Annotated in this window: 15 protein-coding genes; 7 read left to right on the top strand and 8 right to left on the bottom strand. The window is 60.8% G+C overall.

The genetic code is table 11. From position 1 onward, the window contains the following. Positions 1 to 257 precede the first annotated feature (257 nt). The 3 genes from R6U20_RS12690 to R6U20_RS12680 form a co-directional block, all read right to left on the bottom strand. Positions 258 to 1,088 carry a hypothetical protein gene (locus R6U20_RS12690; RefSeq protein WP_410338215.1) on the bottom strand — a complete coding sequence of 277 codons (831 nt, stop codon included), beginning with the start codon at positions 1,086 to 1,088 and terminating at the stop codon, positions 258 to 260. 448 nt (positions 1,089 to 1,536) lie between these two features. Then, entirely contained in the window at positions 1,537 to 3,543 is a 2,007-nt protein-coding gene (locus R6U20_RS12685) for a thiamine pyrophosphate-dependent enzyme (RefSeq protein WP_410338214.1), read from the bottom strand. Between the two features lie 18 nt (positions 3,544 to 3,561). Continuing rightward, a complete protein-coding gene (locus tag R6U20_RS12680; RefSeq protein WP_410338213.1) occupies positions 3,562 to 4,314 on the bottom strand; it encodes an energy transducer TonB in 753 nt (250 codons plus the stop codon). Between the two features lie 177 nt (positions 4,315 to 4,491). On the opposite strand from R6U20_RS12680, the gene serC reads away from it, so the two are divergent. After that, positions 4,492 to 5,604: a 3-phosphoserine/phosphohydroxythreonine transaminase gene (serC, locus tag R6U20_RS12675; protein WP_410338212.1), complete on the top strand. Its 1,113-nt coding sequence runs from the start codon at positions 4,492 to 4,494 to the stop codon at positions 5,602 to 5,604. After that, positions 5,597 to 6,226: a DJ-1/PfpI family protein gene (locus R6U20_RS12670; protein WP_410338211.1), complete on the top strand. Its 630-nt coding sequence runs from the start codon at positions 5,597 to 5,599 to the stop codon at positions 6,224 to 6,226. The genes serC and R6U20_RS12670 overlap by 8 nt, the downstream gene beginning before the upstream one ends. A 12-nt stretch (positions 6,227 to 6,238) precedes the next feature. Here R6U20_RS12670 and R6U20_RS12665 read toward each other — a convergent pair whose 3' ends face one another. Next, positions 6,239 to 7,804, bottom strand: a complete 1,566-nt coding sequence (locus R6U20_RS12665; protein ID WP_410338210.1) for a hypothetical protein — start codon at positions 7,802 to 7,804, stop codon at positions 6,239 to 6,241. A gap of 467 nt (positions 7,805 to 8,271) precedes the next feature. Between R6U20_RS12665 and R6U20_RS12660 the strand changes: the two genes are divergently transcribed. The 5 genes from R6U20_RS12660 to R6U20_RS12640 all read left to right on the top strand — a co-directional run bounded on the left by R6U20_RS12660 (position 8,272) and on the right by R6U20_RS12640 (position 17,266). After that, positions 8,272 to 8,976: a TetR/AcrR family transcriptional regulator gene (locus R6U20_RS12660; RefSeq protein ID WP_410338209.1), complete on the top strand. Its 705-nt coding sequence runs from the start codon at positions 8,272 to 8,274 to the stop codon at positions 8,974 to 8,976. Between the two features lie 60 nt (positions 8,977 to 9,036). Beyond that, positions 9,037 to 10,665 carry a TolC family protein gene (locus tag R6U20_RS12655; protein WP_410338208.1) on the top strand — a complete coding sequence of 543 codons (1,629 nt, stop codon included), beginning with the start codon at positions 9,037 to 9,039 and terminating at the stop codon, positions 10,663 to 10,665. 105 nt (positions 10,666 to 10,770) lie between these two features. After that, positions 10,771 to 11,889 (top strand): efflux RND transporter periplasmic adaptor subunit, encoded by a 1,119-nt coding sequence (locus tag R6U20_RS12650; RefSeq protein ID WP_410338207.1) that lies wholly within the window; start codon positions 10,771 to 10,773, stop codon positions 11,887 to 11,889. Between the two features lie 84 nt (positions 11,890 to 11,973). Beyond that, positions 11,974 to 15,756: an efflux RND transporter permease subunit gene (locus R6U20_RS12645; RefSeq protein ID WP_410338206.1), complete on the top strand. Its 3,783-nt coding sequence runs from the start codon at positions 11,974 to 11,976 to the stop codon at positions 15,754 to 15,756. A 142-nt stretch (positions 15,757 to 15,898) separates the two neighbouring features. After that, positions 15,899 to 17,266 (top strand): YfcC family protein, encoded by a 1,368-nt coding sequence (locus R6U20_RS12640; RefSeq protein ID WP_410338205.1) that lies wholly within the window; start codon positions 15,899 to 15,901, stop codon positions 17,264 to 17,266. Positions 17,267 to 17,279: 13 nt separating this feature from the next. On the opposite strand, the gene R6U20_RS12635 is transcribed toward R6U20_RS12640, so the two are convergent. The 4 genes from R6U20_RS12635 to R6U20_RS12620 all read right to left on the bottom strand — a co-directional run bounded on the left by R6U20_RS12635 (position 17,280) and on the right by R6U20_RS12620 (position 24,196). Then, a complete protein-coding gene (locus R6U20_RS12635) occupies positions 17,280 to 20,075 on the bottom strand; it encodes a carboxypeptidase regulatory-like domain-containing protein (RefSeq protein ID WP_410338204.1) in 2,796 nt (931 codons plus the stop codon). 89 nt (positions 20,076 to 20,164) lie between these two features. Beyond that, positions 20,165 to 21,217, bottom strand: coding sequence for a FecR domain-containing protein (locus R6U20_RS12630; protein ID WP_410338203.1), 1,053 nt, complete (start codon positions 21,215 to 21,217; stop codon positions 20,165 to 20,167). A 393-nt stretch (positions 21,218 to 21,610) separates the two neighbouring features. Continuing rightward, the gene (locus tag R6U20_RS12625) at positions 21,611 to 22,234 is read right to left on the bottom strand and encodes an RNA polymerase sigma factor (RefSeq protein ID WP_410338202.1); all 624 of its coding nucleotides are present in this window, start codon (positions 22,232 to 22,234) and stop codon (positions 21,611 to 21,613) included. A 162-nt stretch (positions 22,235 to 22,396) separates the two neighbouring features. After that, the gene (locus R6U20_RS12620; protein ID WP_410338201.1) at positions 22,397 to 24,196 is read right to left on the bottom strand and encodes a fasciclin domain-containing protein; all 1,800 of its coding nucleotides are present in this window, start codon (positions 24,194 to 24,196) and stop codon (positions 22,397 to 22,399) included. Positions 24,197 to 24,573: the final 377 nt, after the last annotated feature.

The following is a 24,573-nucleotide window of genomic DNA, read 5'->3' as shown; positions in this document are numbered from 1 at the left end:
AGTGCCCTTCGTTAATGAACCATTCGTCGTAGGGGATACCGGCATTGTCGAGCGCGGTGCGCAGCGGCGGCATCCAGTCTTCGTTCTCGTAGATAATGTGGGCGTGCATGGTGGGGAACGCTGGGTGGGCAGAGTGAACGAACGGAGAAGGTAGAAGAGCGCGATGCAACACCGCGTGCAACTACAGCAGTTGCTACGCGAATCCGCATGCAGAAGTTGACTGCTTCTGACCTGCATCGTTCCTAATGGGCACTACGTTACTCCGCCTCCATATACACCAAATTCTCCATGGTGATGATACGGTCGCCGGTATCCGCGTCCACTTTTATTTCATAGGCTCCTGGATAATAGCCGGTGTGTTGCACCTTTGGAGGCAGCTTTGTCTCGATCCGCACCGGCTCGTCAAGGTTTTGCAAGAAGTCGTACGTAATCATGGGTTCTACGAACGCCATCTCCGCATCGTTAAAGCCGTAGATGTAGGTGTGCGTGAACGAGTCGCTGTTGAACTCGGGGCTTGTCGTATCCACCCAGTGGCCGCCCATGTGTGGAATCGCGCTATCGTCAAGGTACGCGTAGTCGTTCGGTAGATACTGGGCATCGGGCTCCCGCTCCATGATAGGTGCTGTGTCGGGTGTCATGGCGTCCCGCTCTTCCCGGGTTATGATGTAAGCGTGCAGATCGAAGTGGGGCGTTTCGTACACCTCAGGATGATGGCCTGCGGGCATGTAGTGCACATCGAAATGGTCGTAGGGCGGCACCGGGGCGGCATCAGGAAACGACAGCGTGTGTCCAGATCCCGTGGGGGCTTCCTCTGGGGAGGGCAACCCGCTGAACGCATCGGCGGTCAGGCGAATGCCGATGGCTTTGGGGGTGTCATCGTCGGCCATATCGACAAAAAGCTGTGCGGTGCCATTCCCAATCGGTTTGGCCTCACTGGTAAAGCGCGTGGCTTCTTCCGGAAGCTCATCCTCGTTTACGTCGAGTGAGGCGTCATCACAGGCCGTGGTGAGGCTCAACAACACCGCCAGAGCTAAGAAAGTCCAGCAGGTCGCAGTCCGGGTCGAGAAGCACTTCGAGGAGCGGGGCATAGGCCGAAGGTCGTGTCAACGTACAATGCACGGATATGCCAAGATGAGAATGGGCCCTCAAAGATGCAACTGGTTGGGCAGGGCAATTGCATCTTCAGGATGATATTGTGTTGTGCTTTGACGGAGGGCCTGCTCTCTACCGTCATGCTTCCCTTTCAATGCCTGCTGTCTTTCCACATCCAATCAGAGCGTGGCCTTCCAAAGGACCCTCTGGAGACGTGGTCTTCAAGACGTGATTGCTTCAAAACATCATTGCTTCAAAACAGGGGCGAAGGCGGAAATACGCTTGTCCGCGCTTGTCCGCCGTGGTTGTGCGTTGTGCACGGGGAGCGCTGAGATCCTTCCGCCGCTGCGCTCTGTCAGGATGACAAAGAAGGGGGGATCGTGATGGTCGTTTGTACATCCGTGGTGCTCAACATGCAATCGCCCTGACTGGTTGGGCTCATTTTCAGTACGCCAGCAGTCGCGCAATGGCATCACGCAGGTCGCGCTTCGCCGAGAAGGTTGTTTCTTCGAGTTCTTTGGTGGCAGGAATCGGCGTGTCGGCCCCGGCCACGCGGACGGGCGGCGCATCCAGCAGTTCGAAATGGTCTTCGGTGATCTCGGCCGCCAGTTCGGCGCCAAATCCGGCGGTGCGCGTGGCTTCGTGTAGCACCAGCACGCGGCTGGTTTCTTCAAGCGAGGCCCGAACCGTCTCCTTATCCCACGGCACAAGCGTGCGCAGGTCAATCACCGCAATCGAGCGGTCGTGTGCCTCGGCCCAGTGGGCGGCCTCGTCGAGCGCCCAGTGCACGCCCAGTCCGTACGTTACGATGGTCGCGTCAGCGCCGTCGCGCACCGTGCGTGCTGCGCCCAGCGGGATGCGGTAGGGCGTGGAGGGCACCTCGCCCCGAATGGAGCGATACAGCTTTTTCTGCTCAAAGAAGAGCGTCGGGTTCGGGTCGTGCAGCGCGCTGTGGAGCAGCCCCTTTGCATCGCGCGGGGTGGCGGGCATGACGACCTTCAGTCCGGGCACATGGCAGAACCAGGCTTCGGGCGACTGCGAGTGGAACGGCCCAGCGCCAATGCCGCCGCCGTAGGGCGCACGGATCGTCACATTCACGGGCTGCCCCCAGCGGTAATGCGTCTTCGCCAGGTTGTTCACGATCTGGTTGAATCCGCACGTGATGAAGTCGGCGTACTGCATCTCTACAACCGGACGCAGCCCTTCGATGGCCAGCCCCAGCCCGGCTCCAATTGCGCCGCTTTCGATGATGGGCGTGTTGCGGATGCGTTCGGGACCGTAGTGATCCACAAAGCCGTCGGTGACTTTGAACACGCCGCCGTATTCGGCAATGTCCTGGCCCATCATGAGCACATCGTGGTGGGCAGCGAGGGCTTCGTCAAGCGCGTCGGTGAGCGCGTCGATATAGCGGCGCTCAGCGGTGGCGGTGTCGTCGTCGAGGTCAGATTCGAGGGGCGGGGCTTCATCGTGGGGCTCTTGCGATGCGTACACCGCCGCAGACTCATCCTGGGGCGTGCTCGCGATGGGCGGCTGGTCGAGGGCCCATTCTACGGCGTCGTTCACGGTGTCGGCAATGTCAGCGTGCAGCGCCTCAAGCTCGTCTTCAGACCAGCCCCCGGCCACGTGCAGGTACTCTTCGAGGCGCTCAACCGGATCGCGCTCGGCCCAGGTGTCCATCTTTTCGTCGGGTACGTATGCAGTGCCCGAGGCTTCTTCATGACCGCGCATCCGAAACGTGCGCATCTCCAAAAGCACCGGGCCACGCCGCAGAGCGGTTTCGCGGGCGTTTTTTACGGCTTCGATGACCCCAAAGATGTCGTTGCCATCCACCGAGCGCCCGGGCATGTTGTAGCCGGAGGCCATCGACACGATTTCGGTTTCGGCCAGCGCCTCATAGGTCGGCGTCGACAGGCCGTATCCGTTGTTCTCGACCAGGAAGACGACCGGCAGATTCCACACCGCAGCCAGGTTCATCGCCTCGTGGAAGTCGCCCTCGCGGGTGCCGCCATCGCCGCAGAAGGCGAGCGCCACCGCATCTTCCTGCTTGTACTGAAGCGCCTGCGCAATGCCGCACGCCACCGGCAGCATTGCCGCCATGTGCGAGATCATGCCGATGATGCGCTTTTCGGGCAGTCCGAAGTGAAACGTGCGGTCGCGCCCTTCGGTGAACGCCCCGTCGCGCCCAAAAAGCTGGCAGAGCAGCGGACGCAGCGGCACGTCGCGGGTGGTCCACACGCCCAGGTTGCGGTGCATCGGCAAAATGTAGTCCTGCTCGTGCAGCGCCCAGGCCGTGCCCACAGCAATGGCTTCCTGTCCGTATCCGCTAAACCACTTGCTGATGCGCCCCTGCCGAATGAGGCGTAGCATTTTTTCTTCGATGGCGCGGGGCGTCGCCAGAGCGCGGTAGAGCGCGTCGACGTCGATGCTTGTGGATACCGTGGGGGCAATCATAGAGAGAGCAGTGCGGTGTTATTCGAGGCGAAACGTGAAAGTGATAATACCGGTCTGGTTTTCTTGGGGCGCGCCTTCGGGCAGCGAATTGAATTGCCAGCGCGACAGCGCATCCATAACGGCTTCGTCGAGCGCGGGGTCGCCCTTGATGAGCGGGATGCGACGCACGATGTTGCCCTGCGGATCGACGGTGATGCGCACCCGGACACGGGCATTTACCTGCTCGTTGTATACCGGAAGTGGAGCGAACTGCGGATCGCGGTTGAGCCCCTCAATGTCGTAGGGCGCGCTGCGATCGTCGTCGGTCGAGGTGCCATCGTCGGCCTCTGTCTCCCCCTCCTCGGTTGGTGCCTCGTCGGTCTCCGCGCCGTCGTCGGCTTCGGGATCAGACTCCGCATCCGAGGTGTCGTTGCCCTCGTCGGGTTCGGTTTCAGGCTCGGGCGATTCCTCTTCGGGCTCTTCTTCGGTGGGCGGCACCGCCTCCTCGGTATCCTCCGATTCGGGCAGTTCCACCGGCTCTTCGGGCGCTTCCTCGGTCGGCTCGGTATCGGGCTGCTCCTCGGTTTCGGGAGATTCGGGGGCCGGCTCGGGCGGCGTGGGCTCTTCAGCAGCCTCCACAGGCTGCCCTTCCGCCAAGGGACCAAACTCAACCTCCATGTATCCGATCTGTGGGACATCGGGGCGGCCCGCCGAGAGCACGGCAAAGAGCAGAAGCAGCAGCAGGTGGAGCCCCGCAGTCGTTCCCAGGCTAATCCAGTCGCGCCGAGTCATAACAGATGAACAGTTGCGATACAGACAGTTGCGATATAGAGAAACAGGCAAGCACCATTCGTTCCGCGTACGCCAGCCCCAACACGAAGATTCGGACGGGCGGATGCGGCACAATTCGCCTGCGGCCCAGGTACACCTTTGCGATCGTTTGTTTACGCGCACCACGCCCCCGCCTTCATGTCCGAATCATCCCTGCTTGCCTCGCCTGCTGACGGCACTCAACGCCTCTACAACTTCTCTGCGGGTCCGGGTACGCTGCCCACGAGCGTACTGCAGGAAGTCCGCGATGAACTGCCGGTGTACGGCACCGCTGGTGCATCCATTATGGAGATCAGCCACCGCTCGGCCGACTACGATGCGGTGGAGCAGAGCGCCCGCCGCCATCTGCGCCGCCTGCTGGGGCTGGGCGACGACTGGCACATCTTGTTTTTGCAGGGTGGCGCCTCCATGCAGTTTCATCAGGTGCCGCTCAACTTCCTGCCGCCCAACGGCCACGCCGACTACGTACTCACCGGACGCTGGTCGGTGAAGGCGCTGCGCGAGGCCAAGCTCCTGGGTGCCGCTCGCACCGCCGCCTCCGCCGAAGACACCGACTTCACCACGATTCCCGACCGCGCGTCGTGGGATCTGTCGCCCGAAGCAGCGTACCTGCACATCACCTCGAACAACACCGTGCACGGCACCCAGTTCTCGGGGGATCCGGAAGCGGAGGTGCCCATCGTGACGGATGCCTCCAGCGAGATTCTAAGCCGCCCGATGAACCTGGAGCCGTACGGACTCATCTATGCGGGCGCGCAGAAGAACATGGGGCCTGCAGGTGTTACGGTCGTGCTCGTGCGCGATTCGTTTCTGGCGCATCGCAACGACGACCTGCCCACCATGCTCGACTACGGCACCCACGCCGAGCGGCGCTTTAACACACCGCCGGTCTTCCCGATTTACGTGGTCGAGAAGGTCCTGCGCTGGCTCCGCGATCAGGGCGGCGTCGAAGCCATGCACACGCTGAATCAGCAGAAGGCGGCGCTGCTCTACAACCACATCGACCGCACCGACTTCTACGAAGGCATTGTGGCTCCTGATGCGCGCTCGACCATGAACCCGGTCTTCCGCCTGCACGACGATGCACTACAGCCGCGCTTCCTGCAAGAGGCAAAGGCCGAGGGCCTCGTTAACCTGAAGGGCCACCGCTCCGTGGGTGGACTCCGCGCCTCCCTCTACAACGCCCTTCCGATAGCGGCGGTAGAGGCGCTCGTCGACTTTATGGATGCGTTTGAGCAGCGGCATGGCTAAACAAGTGCAGGGAGATACGGAGGCGGTCGTGCATGTGCTGGGCTTTCCGGGCGCAGAAGAGCTCGACCTGGTGGGGCCGTACGAGTGCTTTCAGGTGTGGAATCAGCAGGCCAAGGGCTGGCCCTGCCGCGTGGTGGCACTGTCTGACGAGCCGTTTACCGGGGCCCAGGGCCTCACAATTACGCCGCACAGTCGGCTGGATGCCGCACCGGTTCCAGGTATCCTGGTCGTTCCCGGCGGGGAGGGGAGCCGCTTCATGGCGCAGAGCGAGGCCGTGCTAAACCGCATTCGCACATGCCTGGACTGCGGCGGCACAGTGGCTTCGGTGTGCACCGGCGTGCGTGTGCTGCACGCGGCAGGCGTGCTGTCGGGGCGCACGGTGTCTACACATCACCTGGCCTACGACGAGGTGCGCAGCTGGCCGAATATACAGCTTGCGCACAAACGCGTCACCCGCGACGGTCCGGTGTGGACGGCCGCGGGGGTGTCGTCGGGCCTTGATCTGGCCCTTGCGCTTGTGGAGGCGAAGGGAAGCCGCTCGGACCGGCAGATCGTATCGCGCTACGTTGAATATCCGCCCGACAGCACTGCTGCTTCGCCTCCGCCTGATCTTGAAACGTGAAACCCGTTGAGCCTACAGTCCGCCACTAAAGAGACGCACGTTGGTTTTTAGCTCGATGCCGCCGAGCGCGCTCCACTCCGAAAGCCCATCCACGTGGTCGAACTGGCTCTTGTGGTACTGCCCCATAAGTACCGGGCCCAGTTCCAGGGTCGAGATGCCGAGGTTGAAGCGGTACCGCAGCGCAAGGCGCGTTGTGGTGTGGATGTTGGAACTGCCCGCATCGGTGATGAAGCCCCAACTCTGATCGGTGCGCGTCCAGGCATCGGCTACGAGCGGGGCACCGACCAACTCAAACGGGCGCGTCCATTGCGCCAGCACACTCACGCCGGCCTGACGTGCGTCGGAGCGCGTCTCGAAGATGGACGGCTGATCGCGAAAGTAGGTGGGCCCGAGCATCACCCGATACGACGAGTGCGGGTTTTGTACATCGATACCCATCAGCATGCGCAGGCGCTGGTCGCTCTTGCTGAAGTTCTGCTCCTGGAAGGGCATGTCTTCGAGCGCAGCATCGCCGATGAACATGAAGGCACGCCGTTCTCCTACGCGTGTGGCAAACTGGAGGCCGTACGGCACGTCGTGGTGGCTCTCGTCGGCATTAACGGTAGGCTGCGAGACAGCAAAGACGCCTGTTTGGAACCAGAGGCTTTCGCTGGTATGCCAGCGCATCGCCGTAGTAATTTCACCGCGTCCGCGGGTGGCATTGTACTCCTGGTTCTGGTTGCGTGGCAGTGTGGCTCGGTTGGGCCCGGCCATAAAGCCAATGCGCGTAATCCACTCCAGCTTCGCATCGCTCGGGCGGTCGCGGTACACAATCTGCTGCCGGGTAATTGCCGGCCCCGGGCGCTCGACTGATATCGGCTGAAACAGCGTCAGTTCACGCGGTGCGGCACGCTCCAGCGGCATATCTTGACGCACCGTAAGATAGAACCGCACGCGCTCGCCGCCCGATGCTGTGCTTTCCATCACTCCGTGCAACTCGCGCGTGAGCGGCAGGTCGTTCACACGGCGGTCGGCACGAATGGGGGCCAGCGTCAGCGACCGACTTTCCGCGCCCGTGTACCATTCATGCACATCGATGACGGTCTGCTCGCCGGGCGTTGTCTCTAAGGCTTCAGTTCCCCCCGGATAGGTCACGTCGTAGAAGTCATCATCGGGCGGACGGATAATAAAGCGCGCCGGGCGCTCGCCGCGCAGTACCGCCTCGGGCACACGCACTTCGGCAATGTCCCCATTGTGCATGAGCGTAGCGTGTTGCAGGTTAATGTCGAACCCGCTGTCCGAATCGCGAAAGGTGATGGCATGACGATCTTGGGACGCACGCGGGATACGGATAACGCCCAGACTGTCGGGAGCCGAATCGCCTTCCTGATACCACAGACTGGGCGCTTGCACCACATCTTGGCCCCGCAAAACATGAATCCGTGCCTCTTGAATGGAGGGTGCTACCGGAGTAGGCGTTTGGGCATACGCTGCCGGGCTTCCGGCGGTGCTCCCCAGGAGCATGCCCACAGCCAGCATAGCAATGCCTGAAATCCACGGAATGCGAAATGAAGTAGAGAACCAGGTTGTACGCATCATAACAAACACTATTGGGGGGGGAAGGCGAGCGAGCATGTTCAGACCGCCCGTGTCGGACGGTGCATGTGTACGATACGCACGGCACAACCGACTGCTGTAATACCCTGGCTGATGGTACGATTACCAATCACGTAAGCGTTGCGGATTTATGGCGGGTAAGCTATGCGCCAATTGGTACGCTCCACCGCATATAATTGGCGCAACGGGGTTGTTATCCTGTTGAATCTGTCGGTCACTGCTCGGCTGCACGTGATCCCCCTCCAAGCGGTCATTCCGGACCATCCCGAATCTATTCTTGACTTGATAACTCCGATTCCTTCAGGATGAGCGACGACCAATCTACCCATTGTCTGGGCCATCCTTTCATCATAGCTTGCCTGTACCTTCACACCCTTCTGTGAACTTCCCTTCGTGAAGTGACTTGGTGTTCATCGAATGACTGGCCAGTCACATTGCCCAATGTTTGCATGACCTCTTCTGACGATTCCTCCCTGTCGCGCCGTGAGCGTGAGCGCCAGGCGCGTCGCGAGGCCATGCTGCGCGCCGCTGAGTCGGTATTTGCCGAAAAGGGCTACGCCCACGCTACACTCGAAGAGATTGCCGAGCGTGCCGAGTTTGGCAAGGGCACGCTCTACAACTACTTTGAGGGTGGCAAGGAGGAGATCTTTTTTGCTGTGGTCGACACGATCTACAACGAGATCTGCGATCTGATAACAGGTAGCATGGCTGCGGACAACGGTCAGCCATTGCGAGCCTGCTACCACGACCTGGTGCTACGGGCGCTTGCCTTCTACCGAGACCGCGAAGACCTTTTCGTGATTCTTATTAAAGAGGCATACCGCATGTGCTTTAGTCACGATGCCGAGAAGGTGGCGTACTTTCAGCGTCAACAGGCGCGCATGGTCGATGCGCTTCTGCCCCGGCTTGAAGAGGCCGCTACTCAGGGCGTCTTGCGCGATCTCCCATTGCCTGCCATGGCCCATCTGCTCATCGAAAACATTGATGGGCTCATTGTGCATCGAGCTATTGCAGACACGCATGCAAGCGACCTGGACGCAAGCAGCTCGGGCTCGTGCGAGCATCAGGCTATGCTGGAAGACCCGGAGCAGGCAGCCACATTTCTCACCACCATGCTCTTTGACGGCGTGGCTACGTCAACGCCCGCATCGTAGCTCTGCCTGCCCTGCACCCCTACGCCCTACATCTTTCTCTGGACTTGCCTCGGACGTTTAATGACTCGTTTTTCGCTTGCGTGTGCTGCGCTTCTCATCGGTGTTGGGATGGTCGCTTCTCCAATGTGGATGCCCGACGCTGCTGCTCAAGACCGTGACACGCCCCTCGATGAGGCCGACGACGACACCCCAGCGGTTCTCTCGCTCGACGAGGCCGTGCAGATCGCACTCGTGCACAACTACGCGCTGCGCCAAACGCGTTTGGACGCAGAAAATGCTGAGCTTCAAGTGGGCGAGGCGTGGGGGGCGCTTATCCCCAATGTGACATTCAACAGCACGTATACCCGCAGCGTGCGCTCGCCTAACCCCTTTGCGGGTAGCGAAGCGGGCGGCCTATTTGAATCGCTCGGATTTGTAGAATGGCTCTCCTTCAACGAGCAAGCCCGTACCGACGACAACTCCGAAACACAGCCGATCTCGTTTCCGGAGTTTCAGGAGCGCCAGCGCGAGGGCCAGCGCGAAGCGGGTATTTCACCTGCGGGAAGCGACAATCCGTTTGCAGTGCCAAACCAGTTTGAGGCCGGGATTACCGTATCGCAGGTGCTATTCAACGCGTCGGCGTTTTCGGCAATTCGCGGAGCCGAGCGGCTGCGTCGCATCAACCAGCGGGGCACCGACCGCGAGGAGCAGCTTCTTATCGACGAAGTGCGCGATACCTACTACCAGGCTGTGCTGGCGCAGGAGCGGGCGCGCGTCACGCAAGAAAGTGTTGAACGCGTTGAGCGTACGGCGCGTGAGGCCGCCCGGTCGGTCGAGCAAGGCACGGCGCCCAAGTTCGACCGCCTCAGCGCCGAGGTGGAGCTTTCAAACCTGCGCACTGAGCTGACCGATGCCGAGAATCAGGCCGAACTTGCAGTAAATGCTCTCAAGAACGTGCTGGGCATTCCGGTGGATACGCCGATTGTGCTTTCCGATGATCTGGATGCCCCCACGCCTCCCGAGGCAATTGGCGAGTTTACGATTGACAGCGCCACCGAGGCTGCCCTGCGTCATCGCCCCGACCTGGAGCAAGCGCAACTGGCCGTCGAACTCAACGAGATCGACCGCTCCATTACACGCGGCAACCTTTTTCCTACGGTAAGCGCCTTCGCCAACGCCAACTATGTTGGTTCTGTGCCCGATGACCGCACCACCGTTCTCTCCGACCCCGACAATCCCTTTGCGTTCGAACAGGAAACGCGCAGCTTCTTTGACACAGCCTACTGGGATCAGTCGGTGAATGTGGGCCTGAGTCTTACATGGAATATCTTTGACGGCAACCAGACGCGCCGCCAGGTGCAGCAACGCACCATTGCCGTAGAGCAGGCCAAGATCGACCGCGAGCGGGCTCGTGAGGGCGTCAAGCTGGAGGTCGAAGAGGCCCTGCGCAACCTGCGCGCTGCGCAAGAGCGCCTGGATAGCCAAACCGAAAACGTGGAGCGCGCCGAACTCAACTACGAGTACGCGCAGCAGCGCCTTCAAGAGGGCGTGGCTCGTCCCATTGAGGAGCGCGAGGCTTCGCAGCAGCTCGACCAGGCTCGCCTCAACCGGCTGCAAGCAGCCTTCGACTACGTGTCGGCGCTAAGCGCGCTGGAAACAGCCATCGGGCGCCCGCTCCGCTCCAATCCCGATGCCACCTTTCAGTTTTAACGCATGCCCGGCTGCTGTGCCGTTGTGCTGCCCCCTTGTTCATTCTTTCCTATGCTGATGCGTACCGCCCCCATGTCGCTGCGATTTCCGCTTGCTTTTGCTCTTATGGCCCTGGTTTCCTGGACCGGCTGCTCTTCCGAGGAGGTCGAAGAGTCTGACGTCAACGGCGTGCCCGTTGAGATTCTCCAGGTCGAGTTGCAAGCGTTTCAGGACCAGTTGGATCTAACAGGCACCCTCGAAACCGACGACGATGCCACCCTCTCGGCTCAAACGGCGGGACGGCTCCAATCGCGCGAGGCGTTAGGGGAGCAGGTTGATCGGGGCACCGTTGTGGCGCGCATTGATCCTACGCAGGCGCAGGCGGCAGAGCGTCAGGCGCGCGCGCAGTTGCGCTCGGCGCAGTCGGCCTACGAGCAAGCCCAGGACAGCTTCGACCGCCAGGAGCCGCTCTATCGCGACTCGGTAATTAGCGCCATCGAGTTTGAGGGCGTGCGTGCGCAGCTCAACCAGGCTGAGGCCCAGGTTGAACAGGCCGAGGCGGCGCTGGAGCAAGCGCAAGACCAGCTTGCAAACACCGGCATCGAGGCTCCCTTTGCCGGCACCATCGAAGAGCACTTTGCTACCACGGGCGAAGAGATCGCTCCGGGTACGCCCGTGCTGCGCATGGTAAACACCGAGCGCATGTACCTTACTGTGGGCGTGCCCGAGCGATACATCAACGACATTGACCGCGAAGGCTCCGTTGACGTGCGGTTTCGGTCGTTGGGCAACGAAGCCATTCCAGGCACCATTCGTTTTGTGGGAGGCGCTGTGGATCCGGTAAACCGCACCTTTCGCGTAGAAGTCGAACTTAAAAATGATGAGGGGCGCTTGCATCCGGATATGGTAGGCCGCGTGCTGATCCCTCGAGAGCAGCTCGACAACGTCATTGTTGTGCCCCGCCGTGCCATTGAACGCGACGAAGACGGCTACCGCCTCTATGTTGTAACCAACCCTGAAGGCGAGGCGCCACGCGTCGAAAGCCGTCTGGTCACGCTGGGCCCCACCTCGCAAGGCCGCACCGCTATTCTGGATGGCCTCTCCCCCGATGTTGCTGTTATCGTGACCGGCCAAAGCAACGTGGCCGAGGGCGATACGGCCAACATTGTAGAGCGCTACGCCACGCTCAACGATGCGATGATCGACCCCGGTTCTACCCAGCGCCCAGTAGCGAACACGCGCTAACACCTCGCAGCCATGTGCGGCCCCTCTGGGGCGCTGCATAGGCTCTCCTTGTGCGCCTTTTCCACTGCTTCCCTCTGTGCCTCCATGCGTATCAGCGATCTTTCCGTTTCGTTTCGAACGGCCGTCATGGTGCTGGCGGTTATCATTACAGCCGGCGGCCTTATCAGCTACCTGACGATTCCGAAAGAGGCCAACCCGGATATCGAGATTCCCACCATCATCGTGCAGACTGTCTATCCGGGCGCCAGTCCGGCGGATGTAGAGCCGCTCGTCACGCAGACGATCGAGCAGGAACTGCAAGGCATTGAGGGTATCGACGAAATCCGGTCGATCTCGGCCGAAGGGGTCTCCGTCATCATCGTTGAGTTTTTGGCCGGCACTTCCACCAGCGACGCCTACCAGCGCGTAACCGACGACGTAGATCGCGCGCTGCCCGACCTGCCCTCTGACGCTGAGGAGCCGGTCGTAAATGAGGTCGATCTCTCCGACTTCCCTATTCTTACCGTTAACCTCTCCGCCGATTACCCCATTGCGCGGTTGCAGCGCGTTGCCGAAGACCTGCAAGACGTGATTGAAGGCGTGCCTGGGGTGCTCGAGGCTGAACTTACCGGCGATGTCGAGCGGGAGGTGCGTGTCAATGTGAATCTGAATGCGCTAAACGGCTATGGACTTACGTACGATAGCGTTGTAAGCGCCATTCAGCGCGAAAATGTGAACGTACCCGGCGGCTCGATCGATGTGGACCGCCTCAACTATCTCATCCGTGTGGACGGCGAGATCGACGAGCCGCGTGAAATCGAGGACTTCGTCATTGCCAGTCCCAATGGCACGCCCGTCTACATCCGCGATGTGGCCGATGTCGAGTTTAGCTTTAAGGATCGATCGTCGTTTGCACGGCTCCGTCAGCTACAAACTGAGCAAGACGATGGCACCTTCAAAACAGTAGACGACTGGGCCGACAGCGAGCAAGTCATCAGTCTCGAAATCACGAAACAGTCCGGCGACAACATCCTGGAGACGGTGGATGCGGTGCTCGCCGAGCTGGGCGACTATCCGTTTCCAAGCGGCACCAACTGGGTCATCACCGGCGACGAGAGCGAGAATGTGCGCGACCTGGTCTCGGACCTCGAAAACAACATCATCAGCGGGCTGATCTTCGTGGTGCTGGTGCTGCTCTTCTTCCTGGGCGTGCGCAACGCCACGCTCGTAGCTATTGCTGTACCACTGTCGATGTTCGTGTCGTTCATGGTGTTGCAAGCCATGGGCATCACGCTGAACTTTATCGTGCTGTTTACGCTGATTGTGGCCCTCGGCATTCTGGTGGATAACGCCATTGTGATTGTCGAGAACATCTATCGGCTCATGGATGAGGAGGGCCTCAATCCCATTGAAGCCGCGAAGCAGGGCGCGGGCGAGTTTGCCGGATCCATTACGGTGGCCACGCTCACCACCTCCCTCACGTTTGCACCCATGCTGCTCTGGCCCGGGCTCATTGGCGAGTTTATGAGCTTCCTGCCGCTCACGCTCATTATTTCGCTGCTGGCCTCGCTCTTCGTGGCCGTGTTCATCAGTCCCGCCACAATGGCCATTTTCGGGCGCACCGACGACATGGATGCGGGCCCTGGGTTGTCGCGGGTCGGCTGGTATTTGGTCTTGGCCACGCTGGCGGTGGGCGCGCTCACGCTGGCATTTGCCAACTGGCAGACGCTGCTGGTGCTGGCCGTAGCCACCCCAATTGCGTACGGGCTGTTCATCTATGCCTTTCAGCCCATCTCGGAGCGCTTCATTCAAGACATCTTGCCGCGCGTACTGGCGTACCACCGCATGCTGCTAAGCTGGGCCTTGCAGCGCGATTATAGCGGAGACCGTGCGCATCTCAAAAACATGTGGGCTCTGGGGAGCCTCACGGTGGGTCTCTTGCTCGGTGTGTTCGGGGGCATCGTCATGTTGGCAAGCTCAACGGCCGCGTTCGTGCTGCTTATTCCAGCAGGTGTACTACTGGCGATAGGCGGACTCGGCGCAACCTTTCACTCTCTACTTGGGGTGATGCGAGGCGGATGGTTCACCGTGCAGTCCAGTGCCGTACTTGCGGTGGGACTGGCTGCCGTGTTGGGCCTCACCACGCTCGTGCTGCGGTCAGTGGATCCGATGGTCTACCTTGTCGTGCTTGCCTTTCCGGCTTTGCTGGCGGCATTGGGGGCACTGGGCATGGTGGTGCCTGCCCCACGCCTGCTCACCGACAACCGATCGGTGCTACTGAACGGCCTCTTGGGGGGGGCCCTGGCCATTGGCGGGCTCTTCTATCTTGCGAACCCCGGCGTCGAGTTCTTTCCTGAAACCGACCCCAGCCAGGTACGCGTGACGATGGAAGCGCCGCTCGGCACCAACATCTACGCCAGCGAAGCAACCACGCAGCGTGCAGAACAGCAGCTCATAGATCTGTTGCGCGAAGACGAACGGGTGTTCGCCAATACCGAAAATATGCTTACCAACGTAGGAGTCGCCAGCACAGGCGACTTCGGCGGCGGGCAGCCGCGCTCCGAACTTTCGCGCATTACGTTTAACCTGCGCGATTATGCCGACCGCGCCGAACCCAGCACCACTACGCTGGCACGCATCCGCGAAGCGATCTCGGGTACGCTCCCCGACATCCTCCTCGACATTCAACGCGATGAGATCGGTCCGCCGACCGGCCCCCCGGTCAACATCGAGATCACCGGTCCCGAGTTTGACGTAATCGCCGACCTCTCCAACCAGGTGCAAGACCGGCTGGCGCAAGGCGTACGCGATGGCTCGCTCGACGGCCTGGTTGATGTGCAGGATAACCTGGAACTGGCGCGTCCTGAACACAGCATCGCCATTGACCGGCAAGAAGCCGCTCGCTATGGGCTTAGCACCGGCCAGATTGGGCAGGCCGTACGTACGGCCATCAACGGTACCGAAGCAAGCATCTATCGTCAGGACGAAGAGGACTACGACATCACCGTGCGCCTGGCCCCCGAAGATCGCGCCAGCCTCGAAAGCCTGGAGAACCTACGCATCGCCAACCCCGAAGGCGCACTTATTCCGCTCACCAATGTTGCTGACTTTGAGGAGGGCGCAGGGCTGGGCTCCATCACCCGCCTCGACCTGAACCGGGTGGCTGTGATTGAAGGGCAGGCCGCTCCCGGATATTCTGGCCCCGAAGTGCTAAGCCGCGTGCAGGAGCACCTGGCCGACTTCCGCGCCGAAGAAATCCCCGACGGCTACACCATGCAGTACACCGGTGAGCAAGAAGACCAGGAGGAAGCGTTCGGATTCTTGCTCTTCGCGCTCGGTGCCGGCGTGATGCTCATCTTCCTGGTTACCGTGGCCAAGTTTAACTCGCTGGCGGCCCCGCTCATCGTGCTCCTGGCGGTGGGCCTCAGTCAAATTGGAGTGCTCTTTACGCTGGTCGTAAGCCAAACGCCATTCGGGCTCATGGTCTTCATCGGCATCATTAGCCTGTTCGGCATTCTGGTGAACAACAACATCGTGCTGCTCGACTACATCCAGCAGCTACGCAACCGCGGGGCCAGTAATCGCGCCTCCATCATCAACGGAGGTGTTGACCGGCTGCGGCCGGTGTTGCTTACCGCACTCACGACCATCCTGGCGCTCATCCCCCTCACCTTCGGGCTGAATGTGGACTTCATTGGGCTGCTGGCCGAGCTCGACCCCGCGTTCCAGTTCGGATCTGAGAACACACAGTTCTGGAGTCCGATGGGCACCTCGATTATTGGCGGACTCATCTTTGCGCTGTTCCTAACGCTGGTCGTGGTGCCGGTTATTTACTCCACGTTCGAGTCGCTTGGGCGATGGACGAGCCGCACGCTGCGCACTCAGTAGCACGGCGTCGTATCGATTCGGGTTGATCTGTGAACGAAAGCAGGATACGCGGGCACGAGCCGGTTTCGGTTCTCGTGTCCGCGCTGTATCTTGCGGGCTGTTGCTGTCTGCTTCATAGCCTTCGCTGCCGATGAACTTCAAGATGCCGCACACGCTCGCGCTGCTTTTCTTCCTGATGATCGGCGCACTCGTGCTCACCTGGGTCGTGCCCCAGGGCGCGTTCGACACCGAAATGATGAACGGACGCGAAGCCGTCGTTCCAGGCACGTTCGAAACGGTCGACGACGCCGGCACGCTCACCCCGGTCGATCTGTTTACGGCCATCCCCCAGGCCTTTGCGGATTCGCAGGACATTATCTTCTTCCTGTTTATCATCGGTGGCGTACTCGCGGTGATTCGCGAAACCGGCACGATCGACGCGCTTTTGGGGCGCTTGTTGGATGCGCTGGGAGGGCGCCCCGGCACGCTCATCTTCATCACGATGTTCGTGTTTGCGCTCACCTCCAGCATTATGGGGGCCTCAGCCGAGTACATCCCCTTCGTGCTGATTCTGGCAGCGCTCTGCCGCACTATGAAGATGGATACGATGACCGCGGTAGGCATCATCGTGGCCGGATATGGCATTGGATACGGAGCAGCGGCATTCAATCAGTATACCGTGGTCGTTGCACAGGGCATTGCTGGGCTCGACACCTACTCGGGATGGCCCGTACGCATGGCCTTGCTCTTACCATTTGTGCTCGTCGGCACGCACCACGTGTATCGCTATGCGCGTCAGGTGCAGGCAAACCCCGCACACAGCCTTGTCTTCGACCTTGCGATGCCTGTTGAGGAGGAAGATACCGACGCCGCCAGCTACCCTGCGCTTCGGTGGACGCACATCGCGATCATGGTCTCCTTCCTGATGGCGCTGGGCACGGCGGTGTGGGGCATTGCCACGCAGGGCTGGTACCTCACCGAACTGGGCGCTGCCTTCCTGATTCTGGGGGTCGTGACGGCCGCCATTGGTCGCCTGGGGCCCAGCCTGATGGCGAAGGAATTTGTCGTGGGCGCAAAGGAGCTCACCGAAACCGCCCTGCTCGTAGGCATTGCGCGCGGCATTGCGCTCATCATGGAAGAGGGCGAGATTCTGCACACCATTGTATATGCGCTCTCCGTTCCGCTCGACGCGGTCGGCCCCGAAATCGCGGGTGTGGGCATGATGGGCATGCAGGCCGTCATCAACCTGTTCGTGCCCTCGGGCAGCGGCCAGGCCTTCGTGACGATGCCGCTGCTGGCTCCGCTTAGCGATCTCTTAGGCATGTCGCGCCAGATTGCGGTGCAGGCCTTTCTCTATGGCGACGGCTTCGCCAATATGATCGTGCCTACCAACGCGGTGCTCATGGGCATTTTGGGCATGGCAGGCATCCCCTACGACCGGTGGTTTCGGTTCTGCATGCCGCTGGTACTCAAGCTTCTGGCCCTGGCCGCTGTCTGCATGGTCGGCATGGTGATGCTGGGCTTTGCATGAGCTTGGGATCTATTCAGTACCGGATGCCCACCCGCGCGGAGGCGCGGCGGCCCGGCAGATTACGCGGCACGGCCTTGGGCGTGGCTCCGCTGGTGTCGAGGCTCCAGTCAAAAGGATTCGCACGGTCGAGCACATTGATGAGGCTGATCTGTGCGCGTAGACCCACGCCTTTTATCTCCCACTCGCCACCCAGTCCAAGGTCAAGACGCATCATAGGGGCGAGTTGCTGTTGACCTGGACGACGCAGGTCGAATCCTTCGAAGGAATTGCCTCCTTGGATGTGTGCAATATAGTCGTAGTAGGCCCGGCGGAGCGCCCATGAACGGCCCCACACGCCGTATCCGCTCATACGTGCGTCGACGCCGCGCCCCAGTGCTACCGTGACATCTGCATCAAGACGCACGGGCTGCTCCCATGGAGCTGGGACAAATTGCTCGTTGAACCGTCCTGGGTACCAGCGGCGCGCCCGTTCCGTCTCGGCTACCACCTTGGCATCGACCCGCGCACCTGTACGCTGCACCTGCACCGATGCGCCGTACGAGCGTGCCCGGCCAGGTGCTAAGATATCATTCTGCTGGTTTGTTTGTGTTGTGGCAACAGCCTGCATATCCGCCAGTGGTATGCTGCCCACCAGTCGGGAATAATCAACCTCCAGCGTGCGGGGCTGTGCTTTGTAGTAGGTTTCCAGGCGGATGGACCAGGTGTTGGTCGGCATCAGGAGGGCGTCGGCGGTAGCGTGGTAAGCACGTGGCGGTGCGACCGATGCATCGACCGGAAGCCAGAACCGGACCGAGGGTACCACCGACATGGGGCCGTCGTTACTAATCTCCGATTGCGTCACGTACTGCCGGTACAGTCCGCCTGCTGTACGCAGGGCTACATCGCCGAGAGGAGTGCCCGACCGGTCGTAGCGTAGCGCCACACGCGGTTCGGCGTACACCGTCTGCCGATTCGAAACGTATGTAAGCCGCGTTCCCATTGTCAGCGTCGTGCCCAGTCCGAGACTGGCCTCCCCCTCGGCGTAGCTTTCGATGTGCCATGCACGGGTGGCATGCTCAAACGCGCCCAGAAACCGGTTCCGCACGTGCACCACGCTCTTCATGTGTCTCGGGGCAATGGATGCCTTGAGGTGATACCGAGGGGAGAGGCTTACGTCAACGGCTGCTTTGCCGCCCCATTCGTTCAACTCATTCTCTTCAAGGGCGTGGTCGGCCCCATCGAGCCGGATCGACGCCGATGCGTCTGGGGCGGGCGGGGTGTCTGTTTGTTGAATCAGCGAGTCGCGCATTCCAAAGAGCGAATGGGAATCGTGCTGCGCGGTGTGAAAACGCAGACGGCTCGACACCCGATCGGTAATCGTCCACTCGTGGCGCACCTGGGCCATGGTGTTCGTCCACCCCGTGCGGCCCTGTGTAGCGAAAAGTTGCATGTCATCACCGGGGGCATCGCTCGCATCCACAGGCGCTATGCCTGTGCTGTTCACGCTGGTCTGCATGCGTGTGTGCCCCCGATACGCAGACGCGTACACCTGGTGGAACGGCGAAAGCTGGTGCTGCGCCGCCAGATGGATGTCAGAGAATTGGGCATCGGCCACGGGGCGTTGCGTGAGCGTCTCGCGATCGTCTACCGCATCCGAGAGCCACAGCATCGTCAACGCAGGATCAGGCTGTGTCCAGGTAGACAGGCGATGATGCAGTGCGGGCGAGCGGTACACATCCCACATGCTGGTGCGCACCGCCCCCATCGCGTAGCCTGACGCGTCCCTGTTGGTCCCCCAGTTTGTTTGGGCGCGTGCGTTCAGGCTGATCGGGTCGGCACTGACGTCCGCATATTCGGTATGGCGACGCGCCAGGTCGTGCTCGGCAGCGACGACGCCGGCGGTGTAGCTGCCGTGTTCTGCGCCAAACCCGGCCTTGTGCACCTGCACCCGTCGAAGCGCGTGCGGACTGAAGGCCGAAACCAGACCGCCAAGCGTGGTGGGCTCGCGCATGGGTACGCCATCGAGCAAGGTGGCGTGCTCGCCGATATCTCCGCCTTGCACGTGCAGATCGGCCCGCGGATGCCCCAGCGCAACGCCCGGCTGCCGACGCACTGCGTGAGCCACGTCGGGGGTGCCAGGGCCTTCGATGCGCGCCAGTTCCTCGCGGTCGGTCGTATTCGTGCCCATCCTGAACGACGGAAGGCGGCGCTCCAGCCCGTTCACGACCAGCGGCGGTGTAGTCAAGGAAGTAGGGTTCAGCGCAATACGCACGCGTTCCTGTCCGTCTTGCGGCACCCACACACGCTTTACCTGGGGCTCGTACCCTACATACGTAACCACGACCTGATGCTCGCCCGCCAGGAGGGGCCCGAAGTGAAAGCGCCCGGCTTCGTTCGTGGCGCGCCCGGCAGAGGCATCCGCCAGCAACACGTTGGCATCGGGGAGCGGCATGCCGGTTTCCGCATCCACAACGGTGCCTGTGAGGCGGCCTGTGGCATCGGGCGCCTGAAACGCGGCAACCAGCACGTACGCCCCGCCAGAGGTGCGCACGTAATCGACCTCTGTGTCCTTGAGGATGCACTGAAGCAGTTGCTCGGTGGTGGCGTCGCGGATGCGACAGTATGCGTAGCGGTCTTCAACGAGCGCATTGGCGTAGCCAAGATCGGCCTCGGTGGCTGCTACAAAGCGTCGAAGCGCCTCGTCGAGCGGCACATTGCGCAGAGTCATGGTGTACCCGCCCGTGGTATCCCCGTCGGTAAGGTCGGTCTCTGTGGTATCGGACGGCGTTTGTGCGTGCGCCAGTCCACTTCCCAGTATCACGGTTCCCATTAGCACCAGAACGGAATACCGGATGCATGCAACGGCTCTGCATCCCTTCAGAACATAGCACAAACCCGTCATGAAGCCAGTTGAAGCGGTCATGGGGATTCGGAGGAAGAGTCGTCTAGCGGAATGAGTTCGTAGCCGTTGTTCAGCTTGCGGTACTGCATGTCTTGTACGAGCGCGATGTCGCGGAGGACCGATTCGAGGCGATCTACGCGGCGGTAGTGCAGAGTCATCGAATCGGTGCGCACAGCCGGGACGCCCAGACGGATGGGAACGCCGAACTGGGCTTCGAGATCGCGGAGCACATCGGGCAGCGGCGCATTGCGCACCGCAAATCCGCCCTGGCGCCATGCCGACGCCTGGTCTGCATCAACCGGCTCGGGCGGCGTCGGATCGTGGCGTCCGATAACGCGGCTCTGCACCCCGGCTTCGTCGAGACGAACGCTGCTGCTTTCGGAGGCTCCACGCACCTGCACCTGCACCTGCCCAGACGCCAGCGTGACCTCGGTGACCGGGCGCTCCGCTCGGTTGCGCATGCGCACATTGAAGGAGGTGCCGTGCACGTCGATGCGTGCGTTGTCTGTGTCTACCTGAAAGGAGCGCGCTGCAGGCTCTACCGCAAAGAAGGCTTCGCCCTGCAAGGTTACCTGCCGGGCTTCGTGTCCAATCCACGGAAGCGAGGTAAATCCGCGCGGGTAGGTAATCGTGGTGGCTCCGTTCAGTTCGGCCACCGACCCGTCGGGCAGCGTGACGGTGCGCTGTTCGCCCTGGGCGGTCTCTACAGCGACGGGACGCGCCGCCCACAGCCCAACGCCCACAGCAAGCGCAATGAGCACCGCAACACCCGCTACGGCACGCCAGCGGCGCAGTCGGCGCGGGGCGGAGTCGGAGGCGCGCTGTCGGGCCGACCGATCGGACGCACGCCGATTAGGCGCAGGCGACGGGGGCGATGGGTCGATGCGTTCGCTCAGGTCACCCCATGCATCATCGGGCGAGAAGGCGGCGTCGGTGGCTTCGTCGGACTGACGAAGCATCTGCCAGAGCGCCTCATACTCCTCGCGCGTTCCGTCGGCATGTTCGAGACCAGTAAGGTCCTCCGGAAGACCGTTGTCGTCATTCCGGGGAGGCGGGGCGTCCGTATCCATTGGACAAACGGGATGGCCGTGTACTGTGGAAACAAAGGTAGTGATCTGTCACGCGTCAATCTTGGGGTAGCCTTGGGGTAGCAACGTGCCTCTCTCAGACGCTGTCATCTTGAGCGGAGCGGCTCCGCCAAGGAGACGCGAAGTCCTGACACGAGCGAAGCGACTGATGAACGCAGTGAATAAAGATCTCCCCAAAGTAGGCAGGATCCTTTGTCCCTCCGTATCTGCTGAAGGCCAAGGAGATGGTTCCCCCGACAGCGGTCGGGACTCCTGCGTCGGACCTCCATGCGCTCACCATGACAGGCTTCGTGGGAGAATAATCGCAAGGCAACCATCAAAATGAGGGTTGACACAGCAGTAGGGAGCGGTGCTACATGCAAGTACGTCGAACCGTCAGGGTAGCAAATCGGGGCGGTGTTCGCGGAGCCGGTTGCGCAAGTGTTCAAGCGCTCGCACAATATGGTTGTTCACCGTGCTTGGCGCAATGTCCATAATTTCGGCGATTGCTTTGTGACTCATCTCTTGCGTACGCCGCAATGTGAGCGCCTCACGCTGGCGAGGGGGCAGTTCGCCGATCCATTGGTCGAACAGATCACGAAGCAGTTCAGCGTCGAGTTCGGATTCGGGGGAAGCTGATGACTCCGGGTGGAGGGCATCGGCAAGCAGCGCTTCATTATCGCGTCGTGTGCGCTCATCGCGCTTTCGGTTGTAGACACGATGGCGGGCCATCTGGAAGAGATAGGGTTCGAGCGTGTCCACATCGTCGAGCGTCGCACGAATGTCCCACAGCTTCGCAAACGTATCTTGGGTGATGTCATAGGCCGTTGCATCCGACGAGAGCATACCGCGCACGAACCGAAAGATGCGCGGTGAGAGCTGCCGGAACAGTTTTTCAAACGCAGCCCGGTCCGACTCGCTGACACGGTGCTTTAGCGTGTCGATATCGGGCGAATCGTTATCACCAGAAGGCTTAACCGGGGCCTCCGAAGGGGGGGCTGCCATCGGAAGAGTGGGCATTGCTCAACAGCGGGGTGGGGCGCACAATAAACCTCACGGCCCTGCACACCAGATGCACGTGTCTGATGCGCAGGGATCCGTGCGGTGGCGTTCCAATTTGCAGCTTTCGCACAACACAAGCAGATGCGTCATCTGCAAAATGGAACAGTGCTGCTACGCTTCCTACTGGAAGCTGGGCGGAAGCAGCAGTCCGTCAATCACATGCAGGATACCGTTGCTGCCTGTGTAATCGAGGTTCGACGTGTCGAGCGTGGCCTGTGGACCATTATCGCCGTCGTTGAACACGATCTGGTCGCCGTCTTGCGCGATCGTCAGGTCCTCGCCCTGTAGCGTTTCGATGGTGACCTCGCCATTGTTGTCGTCGAGCAGCGTGAGCAGGCTGCCGGAATCTACGATGTCTTCCGCGAACACGTGGTACTGAAGGACTTCCTGGATTTCCGACTCGCTAAATCCGCTCAGGTCGGCATTCTCAAACGTCGCGTTGTTCGGGCCAAAGACGGTCCAGTTGTCCGCATTCACAAACGCATCGGCGAGCCCAAAGTCGACCACCGTGTTGTAAAGCTGCTCAGTTTCGCCAACAAACCAGGCGGTGTTGGCCAGGTTCTGATTGCCGAGCAGCGTACGGTCAATCACATGGATAATACCATTGTCGGCTTCGATGTCGGTTTCGATGACTTCGGAGCCTTCAATGAACACGCCGTCGTCGTTGACCACCACGGTGAGCTCTTCACCGGCGAGTGTAGTGACGGTATTTTCGCCCTCTTCGAGATCTGAAGCAGCAATTTCGGCATCGGGGATCACGTGATAGCCGAGCACCGCTTCGAGCGCATCGGGCTGGCCAAGCAGCACATCGGTGTTGATCGGCGCGAAGCCGTCGTTATTGGGGGCGAAGACGGTAAACGTAGCTTCTTCATCTGCGAGCGGATCGACCAGGTTGGCTTCTTGCAGTGCAGCAAGCAGCGTTGAAAAGTCACCGCTATCAGCAACGACATCGGCGATCGTCGTTGCTTCTTGCAGACTCGGCGGAAGCAACAGCCCGTCGATCACGTGCAGAATGCCGTTGGAGGCCGTGTAGTCGAGATTGGCCGTGTCGAGGGTCGCCTGCCCGTCGTTGAACACGATCTGGTCGCCGTCTTGCGCGATCGTCAGGTCCTCGCCTTGCAGCGTTTCGATCGTGACTGCGCCGTCGTTCTCGTCGATCAGGGAAAGCAGGCTGCCTGAATCTACAACGTCTTCCGCAAACACATGATATTGCAGAATCTCTTGGACTTCTTCGTCCGAGAATCCGCTCAGGTCAGCATTTTCGAATGTGGCGTTGTTCGGGCCAAAGACGGTCCATCCGTCGGCACCAGCAACGTCTTCCCCAAGTCCAGCATCCACAACGGTGTTATACAAGTTGCCAGTTTCGCCCACAAACCAGGCGGTGTTGGCCAGATTCTGGTTCCCCAGAAGCGTACGGTCAATCACATGGATGATACCATTCTCGGCTTCGATGTCGGTTTCGACGACCTCGGAGCCTTCAATGAACACGCCGTCGTCGTTGACCACCACGGTGAGTTCATCGCCTGAGAGCGTCTCTACGGTGTTTTCGCCTTCATTCAGATCCGCAGCAGCAATTTCCGCATCGGGAATCACATGGTAGCCCAGCACCTCGGTCAGCGCCTCCGGTTGGTCAAGCAGCACGTTAACGGCGATGGGGCTGAAGGCTGCTTCGTTTGGGGCAAAGACCGTGAACGACGCGTCTTCATCAGCGAACGTTTCCGCGAGGCCGGCTTCTTGAAGCGCCGTCAGCAGGGTGGCGAAGTCGTCGCTATCGCCAACGATATCAGCAATCGTTTCTGGGTCTTCAGGCGGATCTGGTCGTACTGGATCATCATCATCGCAGGCCATGAGCCCAAGCGATAGCACAACAATGAGAACCAGCGACAGAAGCCGCGAACTAAGGGTGCGTTGATGTAGCATGGATAGCAGGGTCACTGTGAAGGAAAACAGGTGTCGTAGCACAGGCCAGGCGACGTTTTGCCGTTGGTTCGCCTGAACATGCACCCGATAGACACCGCGCTCCCACGCAACACCCAGTCGGAAATGAAACGAAAATGTTATCCTGCTGGAGGCGCCATGCTCTTCGCCTCACACGCCCGGTCAGACGCTATGGCGCCATTCTCTACCCGTACGGCGCTGAGATGCTTCCTTCTGTTCAGTATGACTGGGGAGGGGAGACGCTTTATGAGCCAGGCACCGACCTTCTACCATGCGTCATCCTGACGCCCTTAGGCGGAAGGATCTCAACGCCGTCCCAACACGCTCGGCACGCCCCGTGCACACAGGACGCCCCCTTG

It is taken from the genome of Longimonas sp. (assembly GCF_046498435.1).
Lineage (GTDB): Bacteria > Bacteroidota > Rhodothermia > Rhodothermales > Salinibacteraceae > Longimonas.
The sequence above is the reverse complement of the archived record's forward strand: the minus strand, read 5'-3'. Positions and strand labels throughout refer to the sequence as shown.

Bases quoted from the DNA above. Each gene is read 5' to 3' on its own strand.
- R6U20_RS12670 (WP_410338211.1), top strand. From the start codon at position 5,597: ATGGCTAAACAAGTGCAGGGAGATACGGAGGCGGTCGTGCATGTGCTG.
- R6U20_RS12635 (WP_410338204.1), bottom strand. From the start codon at position 20,075: ATGGGAACCGTGATACTGGGAAGTGGACTGGCGCACGCACAAACGCCG.
- R6U20_RS12685 (WP_410338214.1), bottom strand. From the start codon at position 3,543: ATGATTGCCCCCACGGTATCCACAAGCATCGACGTCGACGCGCTCTAC.
- serC (WP_410338212.1), top strand. From the start codon at position 4,492: ATGTCCGAATCATCCCTGCTTGCCTCGCCTGCTGACGGCACTCAACGC.
- R6U20_RS12630 (WP_410338203.1), bottom strand. From the start codon at position 21,217: ATGGATACGGACGCCCCGCCTCCCCGGAATGACGACAACGGTCTTCCG.
- R6U20_RS12645 (WP_410338206.1), top strand. From the start codon at position 11,974: ATGCGTATCAGCGATCTTTCCGTTTCGTTTCGAACGGCCGTCATGGTG.
- R6U20_RS12660 (WP_410338209.1), top strand. From the start codon at position 8,272: ATGACCTCTTCTGACGATTCCTCCCTGTCGCGCCGTGAGCGTGAGCGC.
- R6U20_RS12680 (WP_410338213.1), bottom strand. From the start codon at position 4,314: ATGACTCGGCGCGACTGGATTAGCCTGGGAACGACTGCGGGGCTCCAC.
- R6U20_RS12620 (WP_410338201.1), bottom strand. From the start codon at position 24,196: ATGCTACATCAACGCACCCTTAGTTCGCGGCTTCTGTCGCTGGTTCTC.
- R6U20_RS12690 (WP_410338215.1), bottom strand. From the start codon at position 1,088: ATGCCCCGCTCCTCGAAGTGCTTCTCGACCCGGACTGCGACCTGCTGG.
- R6U20_RS12650 (WP_410338207.1), top strand. From the start codon at position 10,771: ATGGCCCTGGTTTCCTGGACCGGCTGCTCTTCCGAGGAGGTCGAAGAG.
- R6U20_RS12665 (WP_410338210.1), bottom strand. From the start codon at position 7,804: ATGATGCGTACAACCTGGTTCTCTACTTCATTTCGCATTCCGTGGATT.
- R6U20_RS12625 (WP_410338202.1), bottom strand. From the start codon at position 22,234: ATGCCCACTCTTCCGATGGCAGCCCCCCCTTCGGAGGCCCCGGTTAAG.
- R6U20_RS12640 (WP_410338205.1), top strand. From the start codon at position 15,899: ATGCCGCACACGCTCGCGCTGCTTTTCTTCCTGATGATCGGCGCACTC.
- R6U20_RS12655 (WP_410338208.1), top strand. From the start codon at position 9,037: ATGACTCGTTTTTCGCTTGCGTGTGCTGCGCTTCTCATCGGTGTTGGG.